At 74.2% G+C, this 12,645-nt stretch carries 9 protein-coding genes; 6 read left to right on the top strand and 3 right to left on the bottom strand.

Features of this window, described 5'->3' with window-relative positions; genetic code table 11:
- Positions 1 to 18 precede the first annotated feature (18 nt).
- On the top strand, positions 19 to 1,113 hold the full coding sequence (locus tag OEIGOIKO_RS31515) for a hypothetical protein (protein ID WP_125056887.1): 1,095 nt from the start codon (positions 19 to 21) through the stop codon (positions 1,111 to 1,113).
- 127 nt (positions 1,114 to 1,240) lie between these two features.
- Positions 1,241 to 2,044: an MBL fold metallo-hydrolase gene (locus tag OEIGOIKO_RS31520; RefSeq protein ID WP_125056888.1), complete on the top strand. Its 804-nt coding sequence runs from the start codon at positions 1,241 to 1,243 to the stop codon at positions 2,042 to 2,044.
- Positions 2,045 to 2,108: 64 nt separating this feature from the next.
- On the opposite strand, the gene OEIGOIKO_RS31525 is transcribed toward OEIGOIKO_RS31520, so the two are convergent.
- On the bottom strand, positions 2,109 to 2,615 hold the full coding sequence (locus OEIGOIKO_RS31525; protein ID WP_125056889.1) for a GNAT family N-acetyltransferase: 507 nt from the start codon (positions 2,613 to 2,615) through the stop codon (positions 2,109 to 2,111).
- Positions 2,616 to 2,680: 65 nt separating this feature from the next.
- Between OEIGOIKO_RS31525 and OEIGOIKO_RS31530 the strand changes: the two genes are divergently transcribed.
- The 4 genes from OEIGOIKO_RS31530 (at position 2,681) to OEIGOIKO_RS31545 (ending at position 11,022) form a co-directional block, all read left to right on the top strand.
- Complete coding sequence (locus tag OEIGOIKO_RS31530; RefSeq protein ID WP_125056890.1) at positions 2,681 to 3,376, top strand: alpha/beta fold hydrolase; 696 nt, start codon at positions 2,681 to 2,683, stop codon at positions 3,374 to 3,376.
- A 466-nt stretch (positions 3,377 to 3,842) separates the two neighbouring features.
- Positions 3,843 to 4,442 (top strand): sigma-70 family RNA polymerase sigma factor, encoded by a 600-nt coding sequence (locus OEIGOIKO_RS31535; RefSeq protein WP_125056891.1) that lies wholly within the window; start codon positions 3,843 to 3,845, stop codon positions 4,440 to 4,442.
- Positions 4,439 to 6,271: a hypothetical protein gene (locus OEIGOIKO_RS31540; RefSeq protein WP_125056892.1), complete on the top strand. Its 1,833-nt coding sequence runs from the start codon at positions 4,439 to 4,441 to the stop codon at positions 6,269 to 6,271. Before OEIGOIKO_RS31535 ends, OEIGOIKO_RS31540 begins: the two co-directional genes overlap by 4 nt.
- Positions 6,268 to 11,022 (top strand): FtsK/SpoIIIE domain-containing protein, encoded by a 4,755-nt coding sequence (locus OEIGOIKO_RS31545; RefSeq protein ID WP_125056893.1) that lies wholly within the window; start codon positions 6,268 to 6,270, stop codon positions 11,020 to 11,022. The genes OEIGOIKO_RS31540 and OEIGOIKO_RS31545 overlap by 4 nt, the downstream gene beginning before the upstream one ends.
- An 80-nt stretch (positions 11,023 to 11,102) precedes the next feature.
- Here OEIGOIKO_RS31545 and OEIGOIKO_RS31550 read toward each other — a convergent pair whose 3' ends face one another.
- Together OEIGOIKO_RS31550 and OEIGOIKO_RS31555 are read right to left on the bottom strand one after the other, a co-directional pair.
- The gene (locus OEIGOIKO_RS31550; RefSeq protein ID WP_030020961.1) at positions 11,103 to 11,411 is read right to left on the bottom strand and encodes a hypothetical protein; all 309 of its coding nucleotides are present in this window, start codon (positions 11,409 to 11,411) and stop codon (positions 11,103 to 11,105) included.
- A 79-nt stretch (positions 11,412 to 11,490) separates the two neighbouring features.
- On the bottom strand, positions 11,491 to 12,501 hold the full coding sequence (locus OEIGOIKO_RS31555; protein ID WP_125056894.1) for a hypothetical protein: 1,011 nt from the start codon (positions 12,499 to 12,501) through the stop codon (positions 11,491 to 11,493).
- Between the last annotated feature and the right edge of the window lie 144 nt (positions 12,502 to 12,645).

Here is a 12,645-nt window from a genome sequence, read left to right on the forward strand (position 1 = left end):
GACCGAACGGTGACCCCCATGGACACGCTCAGCAACCGCGCCGAGGCACAGAAGATCGCCCAGCTGCTCGATGTCCTGCCGGAACAGCTGGAGTTCCTGCACGGGCTGCCAGCCGAGGACGTACGGCAGCTCCGCGCCCGTACCGTCGACACGCTCTTCGACGACGTGCCGGACATGCTCGACCGGATCGCCGCCGCCACCAAGCTCGTACCGGCCGGGGTCGCCGCCGCGATCTCGCAGAAGGCGCTCGGGCCGCGGCTGGCCGCCTCCGTGGCCGGGCGGCTGGACCCCGGCCGCGCCGCCGGCATCATCGAGAAGCTGCCGGTCGCCTTCACCGCCGAGTCCTGCGGCCACCTGGACCCCCGCCGGATCGCCGGGATCGTCGACCGGCTGGACGAGGACCTCGTGGTCCGTATCGCCGTCGCCCTCGCCGAACGCGGCGACCACCTGACGATGGGACGCTTCGTCGGCCATCTGCGCGACCGGGCCCTGGAGCGGATTCTCCAGCTCGTCGACGACGAAGTGGTGCTGCGCGTCGGGTTCTTCATCGACCTGCCGGAACGTCTGGACGCCATCCTGGAGCTGATGGGGGAGGAGCGGCTGGCCTCGGTGGTGGCCGCGGCCGGCAACGGACTGTGGCCCGAGGCGCTGGCCGTGGCCGGACTGGCCGGGCCGGAGCGGCGCGCGCGGGTGGCCACGCTCGCCGCCCGCCAGGACCCCGTACGGCTGGACGGGCTCGTCCGTACCGCGCACGAGCAGGGGCTGTGGGAGTCGCTGCTGCCGCTGGTGGCCCTGCTGTCCGGGGAGGACCGGCGGGCGGTCGCCGCCCTGCCGTCGCTGCGCGACGCCGAGGTGCTCGGCACGGTCGTCCGGGCGGTCGTCGCGACGGGGCTGTGGGCGGAGTTCCTGCCGCTGGTCGCAGAGTTGCCGCCGGAGTCGCGCAAGGTGGTGGCCGACACGGCGGGGGCGCTGCCGGACGCGGAGCTGGACGCGATGGTGCTGGAGGTCGAGAAGCAGGACCTGTGGGACGCGGTGCTGCCACTGGTGGAGATCATGGACGAGCCGGCCAAGGAGCGGGTCTTCGCGCTGCCGGCCTTTCGGGGGCAGGGGTAGGTTCCTGCCCGTGGGCGGTGGCCCGTGGCCCGTGGCCCGTGGCCGGTGGTGAGGTTCGCCGTCCGCTCAATCCGCCCTGGGCGCAAAGCGGGTGGTGTCGCGAGGGCTGACCGCTAGCGTCCGGACCATGACTCCGCCTCCCACGTCTTCCGCGTCATCCGCGTCTTCCGACGTCGGTCGCGCTTCCGACGGCCCCGACCCGGTCGTCCCCGTCCCGGTCGTCCCCGACGTCTGGCAGCTGCCGTTCCCGGTGGGCCATGTCTACCTCGTACGGCTGTCCGACGGCGGTTTCGCGGCCGTCGACACCGGCGTCCCGGGCTCCGCCCCCGCGATCCTGGAGGCGGTGACCCGGCTCGCCGGGAAACCGGACGCGCTGCGGCAGATCGTGCTGACCCATTCCCACGTCGACCACATGGGGTCGGCCGCCGACCTGGTGGCCGCCACCGGCGCCCGCGTCCTGGCGGGCGCGGCGGACGCCCCGGCCGTCTCCGGCGCCGCGCCCGAGCCGCCGCCGGCGCTCACCGCTGCCGAAGCGCCCCTGCTCGAACAGGTCCAGTCGGGCATGGCGGAGGCGGGCACGCCGCCGCTGAAGCACGTACGGGTGGACGACGAACTCCACGACGGGGACGTCCTCGACGACTGGCCCGAGCCCGCCCACGTCCTTCACGTCCCCGGTCACACGCCGGGCAGTACGGCGCTGCACCTGCCTGCCGCCGGTGTGCTGTTCACCGGCGACCTCATGGCGACGGGGCCGGACGGCCGGGTGATCCTCGGTCCCTTCAACGTCGACCGTGAGGTGGCCATCGCGTCCTTCCGGCGGCTGGCCGCGCTGCCCGGCGTGGACACGCTGTGCGTACCGCACGGCATCCCGGTCCGTACGGGCGCGGCGCGTGCCCTGGCCGCGGCCACGCCCGAGACCGACTGGCTGTGAGCCGGACGGCGCAAGCGCGGGACCGCGGGCGCGAGGTCACGGGCGTACGGTCACCGGTGTCCCGTCACGCCTGCCGGGCCGCGTAGGCGACCGTCCTGAAGGGCCAGTCCGCGGCCAGCCAGTCCCGTACCGCCTCGTACAGGGGCAGGTCCAGCTCGGCGCGGTCGGCCCGTACCCAGGAGCGGACCGTCGCGTCCGGGACCGCGTCCGACACCTCGTCCGGTTCCGTCCCGGTACCGCCATGTCCGTCCGGTGCGGGGTAGATGTACACGCAGCCGACCACCTCGCCGTCCGGTATCCCGATGACGGAGTACGTGAAGCCCGTGCGCCGCTCGAAGTCCTGGGCGTGGCGCCGCAGGTCGCCGAAGTTCTCCTCAAGGGGCATCCCGGCCTCGGGCGGCCAGCCGCGGCCGGTGTACCCGGGGGTCGCCCTGATGTGCGTGATGCTCGCGGTCCAGGCGGCGTGGTCGGCGGCGTTGTGGTCCGGAGTGAGCGGTTCCAGCCGGAAGCGGCCGGTGGTCAGCTCCCGGGGGACGACGAAGTCGGCAGGTACGAAAGGCGGATGGCTCATGAGGTGAGAATAGGGTCCGGCGCGCTGCCCGACCGTGGCGCGGAACGGAACGGAAAGGCTTGTCCATGCAGCTGCACACCCAGGAGTGGGGTACCGGCGACCGGGTCGCGGTGCTGGTCCACGGCATCATGTCGGACCACCGGACCTGGCGCCGGGTGGGCCCCGCGCTGGCCGCGCGCGGCTACCGCGTCATCGCCGTCGACCTGCGCGGCCACGGCGCCAGCCCGCGCGGCCCGTACAGCGACGAGCTGTTCGCCGACGACCTGGTGGAGACCCTGCCCGCGGGCGTGGAGGTGGCCCTCGGGCACTCGCTCGGCGCGATGGCGCTGTCGCTGGCGGCGGAGCGGCTGCGCCCGCGGCGCGCCGTCTACTCGGACCCGGCCTGGACCCTCGGCAACACCGAGCGCCCGATGGACCCCGCGCTGTTCGTCGAGTTCAAGCGCGCCACCCACCAGATGATCCGGGGCTTCAACCCGCGCTGGGAGGAGGCCGACGTGCAGATCGAGATGGCGACGATCGAGGCGTGGGACCCGGACACGGCCCTGGCCCTGTCCGGCAGTGACCTCCGCGAGCGCATACCGGAGCGGCCGGTGGTCCCCTCCCTGGTGCAGGTGGCCGGGGAAGGCTTCCTGTTCACGGAGGCCGACAAGGAGCGGGTGGCGGCGCGCGGCTTCGAGGTCCGTACGGTCGAGGGCGCCGGGCACACCATCCACCGGGACGATTTCGACGGGTTCATGAAATCCCTGGACGGGTGGATCTGACCGAGCGGCAGCCGGGCTTGGCTCGGTGGCTGTCGGTCCTGTCCCGATGGCGGCCGGGCTTGGCTCGGTGGCTGTCGGTCCTGTCCCGATGGCGGCCGGGTCTGGCTCGGTGGCTGTCGGTTCTGCTCCGATGGCGGCCGGGCTTGGCTCGCTGGCTGTCGGACCTGCCCCGAAGACGGCCGACCTGCCCTGATGGTGCCCGGGTCTGCCCCCGAGGGCATCCAGATCTGCCCCACAGGCACCCGGTTCCGCCCTCCGGCAGCACTCCGCTGCCGGTTTTGGCACCTGATGTTCAATCTTGCACCACCAAGGGGTGGCCGGATGGGGCGGTGGGCGCCGGTCCGCGCCCGGGGCGCTTTGCCGTGGTCCGCGACGGCTGATTAGGGTGTGGTCCGTGGTAGTAGCAACCACCCGCCACGGTCGGCCCGCGGACCGGCGACCCGAAATCCCCTGAGGCAGCCCAGCGATGACCGAACCGGCGATACCGGCCCGGGGCCCCGCCGCCGCGCCGGAACGCCCCGCTCCGGTCTCCCCGCCGCTCACCGAGGAGCGCGTCACGGCCCTCGTACTGTCGTACCGTCAAACGCTGTTACGGTACGTCACCGGCCTGCTGCCCGCCGACCCGCAGCGCGCGGAGGACGTCGTCCAGGAGACGCTGCTGCGTGCCTGGCTGGAGAGCGACCTCTCCCGTGTGGGCAGCGCCCGGCACGAGGCCGGGTGGGAACCCGGTCTGCCCTGGCTGTTCAGGGTCGCCCGCAACGTCGTGATCGACTGGAGCCGGCGCGACCGCTCCCGGCCGGCCGTCCCGACCGGACTGCCGCCGGAGACCGCCGGCCCGGCGGACGAGGCCGCGCGCGTCGTGGAGCGGACGCACGTCGTCGAGTTGCTCGCCCAACTGTCCCGCCCCCATCGAGAGGTTCTGGTGTACACATACCTGCTCGGCTGTTCCGGACCCGACACGGCGCACGCGCTGGGCATACCGCCCGGCACGGTCAAGTCCCGGCTGCACCACGCGATGCACCGTCTGCGGCGGGCCGCCGCGCCCGACGCCCGGGACCGCGGATGAACGGCCCGGGCCGGATCGCGCCGCCGGGAACGGCGGCCGCCGTGGCACCGGCGCAGTCCCCGGTGCCGCTGGCCCTCGGTATGCCGGACCGCACTTCCTGGCTGATCATCATCGGCTTCCTCGTCGTCCTGGTCCTGCTCGTCTGGCTGCTCGCCCGGACCGTGCGCAAGCAGGGCGGCTTCCGCCGCACCTGCCGCCGGATCGCCTGGGAGGCCCGGATGACCGCGCGGGCGTTCACCGCGCCGCTCCGCGCCTATCTGCGGCACCGGCGCTGCGCCCGGACCCTGGCCGCGTACTTCGCCGACCCGGCCGCGTACGAGGTGTCCCGCGCGGCGCTCGACCGCGCGGACGCGGACGCGGGCGACGACTGCTACGCGCCGACCGTCCGGCTGGCGCAGGCCAGGGACCGGGTGCACGTCGTCGTCGCCGGCCGCGACCCGGCCGGTGCCGCAGGACCGGTTCTGCCCTGGACGGACGCGGCCGCGGAACCGGGGGAGTGGACCTGGTCGGCGCCCGCCGACGCGGTACGGGGGGCGACGGCGGCGCACGGGCGCCCCGTACGGCTGCCGCTCGTCCTCGGTGTGGACCGCAAGTCGACGGGTGTGGTGCTCGTCGACTGGCTGCGCGGCCCCGCGACGCTGGGCGTCGAGGGTGACCCGCGGGTGTCCCGCAGTGTGCTCCAGGCGCTGACGGCCCAGATCGACCGGTTGCCGGACGGGCCGCCGGTCCTGGTGGCGCACGGCGTGCACCCGCGCTTCCCGGGCCGCCCGCTGGACGAGATCCTCAACGAACTCTCCGCCGACCGGTGGACGGACTCGGACCGGGGCCCGGAGGAGGGGCCGCGGACCGTGGACCCGACGGCGGTCCCGGTGGTCGCCTGCTGGGCGCCCACGGCCGACCAGGCGGCACGGCTGGCGGGCCTGTGCGCACGCGGACGTGCCCGCGCGCTCGTCGGCGGGCGCCTCCCGGGTGCCTGCTGGGTGCTGCACGCCGAGCCGGACGGGCGGCTGCTCGGCCCCGGGCCGCGGGTGGACGTGGAGTCGCCCGCGCTCGGCGGCGCCGTGGCCCGCACCGTACGGCGCAGGCGGCCCGCACCGCACTGCGTCCTGCCGGGCGCCGGTACGGGCATGGGCGTGAACATGGGGGCAGGTACGGGCACGGGGCCGGGCACCGGTCACGGCGGTCCCACCGGGCCCGTACCCGAACCGGGCTTCGCCGGGCCGGACCTGCACAAGCCCGTGCCCGCCCCGGCTCCCGCCGAGCCGGTGTGGGACGAGACGGCCGTCCTTCCGCAGGCACCGCAGCCCGCTCCGGCCGCCCGTCCCGCTCCGGCCGCCCGTCCCGCTCCGGCCGCCCAGACCGCTCCGGCCGCCCATCCCGCTCCGGCCGCCCAGACCGCTCCGGCTGCCTGGCCCGCCGCACCGCCCGCGCACGGTGACCACGGAGGCGCCGCCCACCAGGGCGCAGCCCCCCGCGAAACCGCCGCTTCCGACACCGCATTCGACGCCGACTTCGCGGAGCCCGAGCCGGGCGCCCCCGCTCCGGCCACCGCTCCCGAGGCCGCGCCCGCACCCGTACCCGCGCGGCGGCCGGCCGCCCCCGGCGCTCAGCCCGAGCCCGACAGCGGCCCCCACAGCGGCTCCGGCCCCGACACCGGCGCAGGCCCCGACGCGGCCGCCGACTTCGCGGAGCCGGACCTGGCCGAGCCCCGGGCCGCCGCCGCGCCGCCCGGCCTGGCCGGGGTGTCCGCCGCCTCCGGCACCCGCGGCGCCTCCGGCGCCGACTCCGACCCCGCCGATCCCCAGGAACGGACCCCTCGTACCCCGTGAGACTCTTCGTCACCCTCGCTCCGGCCGCTCCGGCCCGGCCCGGCTCACCGCAGCCCGCCCCCGAGCGGCGCGACCTGGTTCTGCACACCCCGGGCACGACCACCGTCGGCGCCCTGGCCGCGCGGCTCGCCGGTGACCACGCCACCGGCGACACGCCCCCCGCCCTCTTCCTCGGCGGCCGTGAACTCCCCGCCGACCTGCCGGTGTCCGCCACCGGCATCCGCGACGGCGCGACGCTCGGCATCGGCGGCCCCGTACCCCCCGAGCCGGACGGCGGCTACGGCCCCGACCGCACCGAGCTGCCGCCCCCGTCCCGCTCCGCCGACGGCGAGCGGCTGCCGCGCGCGCCCCGCGTGGAACTCCAGCTGATCGGCGGCCGGGGCGCCGGGCGGGTCTGGCCGCTGGACCTCGGTACGCACACCATCGGCCCCGTGGCGGGCAGTTCGGTACGGCTCCAGGGCCGCGACGTGCCCGGCGCCGGCATCCGGATCACCGTCCGCCCGGACGGCACGGTGCTGCTGGACGCCGGTGCGGCGGCCGCCCGCCCGTCCGCCGACCGCACGGCGGCGCACAGCGGCAGGCAGACGCCCGGTCACCGCACCGACGTGGCCCTGTCGGTGCCCGAGCCGCCGCCCGCCCGGCCCCGCGCGGACGCGGCCCCGCTGCCGCCCCCGCCGCCGCCCGAGCTGCCCGACCCGTACGCCGACACCCACCTGCCGGTCCCCGAGGGCTGGGTGGAGTGGCCGCTCGGCGGTGAGCTGCGGCTGGGCGAGTTCCTGCTGCGGATCGCCGAGCCCACCGAGGCGGACGCCGCGGTGACGGCCTCCGAGGACGGCGCCCACCTGGACTTCAACCGGCCGCCGCGGATCGTCCCGCCGCTGGTGCCGGAGCGGTTCACGCTGCCCTCGCCGCCCGCGCCGCCGCCCCGGCGCACCATCCCGCTGCTGGTGGTGATCGCGCCGATGTTCATGGGCATCGGCATGGTCGTCTTCCTGCACTCGTACTTCTACCTGATGTTCGCGTTCTTCAGCCCGGTGCTCGCCATCGGCAACTACATCAGCTCCCGGCGCAGCGGCTGGCGCGACTTCCTCACCTCGGTCGCCAACTACCGCGCCCGGCGCGCCTCGCTGGAGGACGACGTCAAGGGCATGGTCGAGCGCGAGCGCGGCCTGCGGGTCGCGGCCGGGCCCGACCCGGCCGCCGCCGGCATGTGGGCCGTCGGCCCCGGCGCCCGGCTGTGGGAACGCCGCCGCGGCCACCCCGACCACCTGCTGCTGCGGGTCGGCACCGTCCGCCAGGCATCGCTGCTGACCATCGAGGACAGCTCCCGCGAGGACAACCACCGCTCGGTGAACTGGCAGATCCCCGACATGCCGATCGGCGTGGACCTGTGCGGGGACGGCGTCATCGGCATCTCGGGCGAGACCGACGCGGCCCGGGCGCTGGCCCGCTGGACGGTGGCGCAGGCCGCGGTCCTGCACAGCCCCCGCGACGTACGGATCACCGTCCTCACCGACGCGGCGGGCGCGCCCGCCTGGGAGTGGGTGCGCTGGCTGCCGCACGCCCGCCCCGGCGAGGGCGGCGTCACCGCGCCGCCCGCCGGCGGGCCCACCGTGACCGTCGGCAACGACCCGGAGACGGTCGCCAACCGGGTCTCCGAACTGGTCTCCGCGATCCGCTCCCGGTCCCGTTCGCGGGAGTCCGCGATGGGCGGCGCGCTGCTCGCCGAGCCCGACCTCGTCGTCGTCCTCGACGGCGCGCGGCGGCTGCGGGACGTGCCCGGTGTGGTGCAGGTGCTCAAGGAGGGCCCCTCCGTACGGGTCTTCCTGATCTGCCTCGACCAGGAGGAGCGGATGCTCCCCGAGGAGTGCGTCACCGTCTGCACGGTCGGCGCCCGCGAGGTGACGCTGCGCCGCACCGGCAGCGCCGACCTCACCGGCATCCGCCCCGACCTGGTCGACACCGGCTGGTGCGAGCGGATCGCCCGCGCCCTGGCCCCCGTACGCGACGTCACCCCGGACGGCTCCGACGGCCTGCCGGACCGCGTCAAGCTGCTGGACCTGCTGAACCTGGAGCCGCCGCAGGCCGCCGAACTGGCCGCCCGCTGGACCAAGCGCCCGGCCTCCACCGGCGTCCTGCTGGGCGCCGGCTACACCGGCCCGGTCACCTTCGACCTGGTCAAGGACGGCCCGCACGGCCTGATCGCGGGCACCACCGGCGCCGGCAAGTCCGAACTGCTCCAGACGCTGGTGGCCTCCCTGGCGGCGGTCAACCGGCCGGACGAGATGACGTTCGTGCTCGTCGACTACAAGGGCGGCAGCGCCTTCGCGGGCTGCGAACGGCTGCCGCACGTACTGGGCATGGTCACCGACCTGGACAGCCACCTGGTCGAGCGGGCCCTGACCTCGCTGACCGCCGAACTGACCCGCCGTGAGCGCCTCCTGGCCGACGCGGGCGCCAAGGACCACACCGAGTACCGCGCGATGCGCCGCCGCGACCCCGCGATGGCGCCGCTGCCGAGGCTGCTGCTCATCATCGACGAGTTCGCCACCCTCGCCCGCGACGTGCCCGAGTTCGTCCCCGGCCTGGTCGGCATCGCCCAGCGCGGCCGTTCGCTCGGCCTGCACCTGCTGCTCGCCACCCAGCGGCCGGCCGGTGTGGTCACCGCCGACATCCGCGCCAACACCAACCTGCGGATCTCGCTGCGCGTCACCGACGCCCTCGACAGCCAGGACGTCCTGGAGGTCAACGACGCGGTGTCCATCTCCAGCGACACCCCGGGCCGCGCCCTGGCCCGGATCGGGCACCGTTCGGTGCTGCCGTTCCAGACCGCCTTCGTCGGCGCGGTACGCGACGGCGCGCAGGCCACATCCCAGGACGCCGGGGACACCGAGAACGGCGGGCAGAGCGCGCAGCCGCAGACCGACGCCGATGTGTGGACCAGCGACCTCACCTGGTCGCTGCTGGGCCGTACGGCCGCCGAACCCGCCGAGGAGACCGCGGACCTCTTCGACGCCATCCAGGAGGCGATGGACGACCGCGACGCGCCCACCGACCTGACGGCCCTGGTCGACGCGGTCCAGCAGGCCGCAGCCGACCTGGAGATCGAACGGCAGCCCAGCCCCTGGCTGCCCGCGCTGCCGCACGCCGTCAGCCTGGCCGAACTCCCCGACCGCCCCGACCCCGCCGACGGGCGGCTGGCGCCGGTCGTCTGGGGCCTGGCCGACCTGCCGGGCGCCCAGCGCCAGGAGCCCCTGGAGCTGGACCTCACCCGCTTCGGGCACCTGTACGTCCTGGGCACGCCGCGCTCCGGCCGCTCCCAGGTCCTGCGCACCATCGGCGGTGCGCTGGCCCGGCGGCACTCCAGCGCCGACGTGCACCTGTACGGCATCGACGCGGCCGGCGGCGCCCTGTCGCCGCTGTCCGCGCTGCCGCACTGCGGCGCCGTCGTCCCGCGCGCCGACCTGGAGCGGCTGGGCCGCCTGCTGTCCCGCCTGACCGCCGAGATGAGCGCCCGCCAGGAACTGCTCACCTCGCACGGCGCGGCCAACCTCACCGAGCTGCGCGCCTTCCTGCCGCCCGCCGAGCGCCCCGCCCACATCGTCGTCCTGATCGACGGCTGGGACTCGCTGGCCGCCCTGCTCAACGACCACGACGGCGGCCGCCCGGTCCAGGAGCTGACCTCGCTGATCCGCGAGGGCGCGCCGATGGGCCTGCACGTCATCGCCACGTCCGAACGCGCGCTGATGACCGGCAAGGTCGCCTCGCTCAACGACGAGCGGCTGCTGCTGCGGCTGACCGACCGCAACGAGTACAGCCTGGCGGGCATCCCGCCGAAGCAGGTGCCGGCCGTCGTCCCGCAGGGCCGCGGCTGGCGCGGCGGCAGCGCCACCGAGGTACAGGTCGCGCTGCTCGGCGAGCGTACGGAAGGACCGGTCACCGGCCGCGACCAGGCCGAGGCGCTCAAGCGCATCGGTGAACGGGCCGAACAGCGCGACCGGGACGTACCCGCCGCGCGCCGCCCCGCCCGCGTGCTCAGCCTGCCGCGTCAGGTGTCCTTCACCGACGCGTACGAGAAGGTCCAGGCCGCCGACCGGCGTCCGCTGTGGGGCCTGCTCGGCGTCGGCGGCGACGAACTGGGCGCCATCGGCGTGGACTTCGCGGCCGACGCGCCGTCCTTCCTCGTCAGCGGCCCGCCCGGCAGCGGCCGGTCCACCGCGCTCACCACCCTCGCGGTGTCCCTGCTGGCCGGCGGCACCCGGGTGGTCGCGCTCACCCCGCGCGAATCGCCGCTGCGGGGCCTGGCCCGGCACCCGCGCGCCGTGGTCATCCAGGACCCGGACCCGCTGGCCGACGAGGTGACCGCGGCGCTCAACGCCGAACCGGGGCCCGCCGTGATCCTGGTCGACGACGCCGACCTGCTCGCCCAGCTGCCCGCGGCCGACGCGGCGCTGCGCGAGGTCGCCACCACCGGACGGGACCGCGGCATCGGCCTGGTCGCCGCCGCCACCGCGGAGACGCTGACCTCGGTGGGCATCGGCTGGCTCGGCCTCGTACGGCGGGTGCGCAAGGGCGTGCTGCTGTCGCCGCAGTCACCGAGCGAGGGCGACATCCTCGGCGTACGGGTGCCGTACGACCTGCTGCGCGGCCGCCCGACGCCGGGCCGCGGACTGACCGTCGACCCGGTCAGCGGCGCGCTGGTGTCGGTGCTGGTGCCGGAGACGGTGCTGCGCGACGGCGACGCCGGCTGACCGCACGGCAGGCACACACGACGGTGCCCCGCCACCGGACGAGAGGTCCGGCGGCGGGGCACCGTCGTAGGTACGGAAGGTCAGCCGGCCTTCTTGGTGCCCGCCGCGATGTCCGCGTCCATCTTCTCGATGTTGTTCTTGATCTGGTTGAACTGGTTGGCGAAGGAGTTGATGCTCTCCACGGCCTTCTGCAGCGACGCGGTGAGGTTGGTGTACGACTCCTTCAGCGCCGGGCTGCTCTGCTGCATGAACATGCCGTTGTCCAGCAGGCCCTCGACGGAGGTCTTGGTGCTCAGCAGCAGCGGGTTGATGTCGTTGACGGCCTGGTTCATCACGCCGGAGACGCGCTGGATCTCGTTGTAGTCGATGTTGATGTTGCCTGCGGGCATGGTGCTGGCTCCCTGAATCGCTGTGATGGGTGGAGATCCGGACGGGGTCCGGGGCGCGGCGGGCCGGGGGGACGGGCCGTCAGTCGTCGGACTTCTTCGGCTTCCAGCCGGTGTCCCCTTCGGCGTCGTCGCTCGTCCACTCCTCCGTCTTGCCGTCGGTCACCACGGTCTTGGTGCCGCTGCCGTCCTCGTTGACCTCGATGGTGGTGGTCACCTCGTGGCCGTTGAGTTCGACGGAGGAGTGGGTCGTACCTTTCACCGTCTGTTCGTTGCCGTCCTCGTCGGGACCGACGGTGGTGTAGGTGGTCTTGGTGTCCCGGTGACCGGTCTTCTGGTCGGTGACCGAGGTGGTGGTGCCGGTGGTGGTGCTCTCGTTGCCCTCGGTGTCCTTCGTCTTGCTCTTGAAGTCGTCCGTGGTGGTCTTGTGCTCCGGCGTCTCGGTCTTCGTGGACGTGCCGGTGGTGTTGGTGACGTTGCCGAAGACGTCCGTCGACTTCGAGTCGTACGTACCGTCGTCGTGGTAGTTCGTGGTGTCGGTCGCCTTCAGGCCGGTCTTGGTCTCCATGGTCGTGGTGACCTTCGTCGGCTCGCCGTCCGCGCCGTACTCGTACGTCGTCGTGGTCTTGTTGCCGTGCCCGTCGTCGGTGGTCCACTCGTGGGGACGCTCACCGGGCTTCTGGGGCTCCTTCGGCAGCAGCTTCGGGTCGAGGTCCGGGTGCTCCTTCTTGGCCTTCTCGACCGCCTCGTGCCAGGCGTTCCACTCCTTGTCGCGGGCCTTCCACAGGTCGGAGGCGATCTGGGCGCTCTGCTTCGCCGCCTTGTTGGCCAGGTCGAAGTCGAAGTCGGCCCACTTCTTCGCCACGCCGTCGTAGAGGTTCTTCAGCTTCTCCAGCTTCTCTTCCGAGCGTTTGAAGGAGCCTTTCCACGTCGAGTAGTACTTGCGGATCGCCGCGACGGCCACCCGGGAGCCGACCTCGTCGACGGAGTACTCCTGCTTGCTCTCGCGAGCCTGCTTGACCTCGTCCTTCAGCTTGCCGGACTTCTGCGCGACATCGTTGAGCAGCTCGTAGTCAACGGCTATGTCGGACACGGTCACACCCCTGGCGCGGTTCGGAGATCACTTCACGTCTCACATGGTCACACGCATGCGGAAGCGGAACGGTTCACCCCTGGTCCGCGGAAGCGGCCCGAAGTGATGTCGTTCACACAGTGAACCGATCACTGCGCCCATACG

It is taken from the genome of Streptomyces paromomycinus, assembly GCF_003865155.1.
In the GTDB taxonomy this organism is placed as follows: Bacteria; Actinomycetota; Actinomycetes; order Streptomycetales; family Streptomycetaceae; genus Streptomyces; species Streptomyces chrestomyceticus.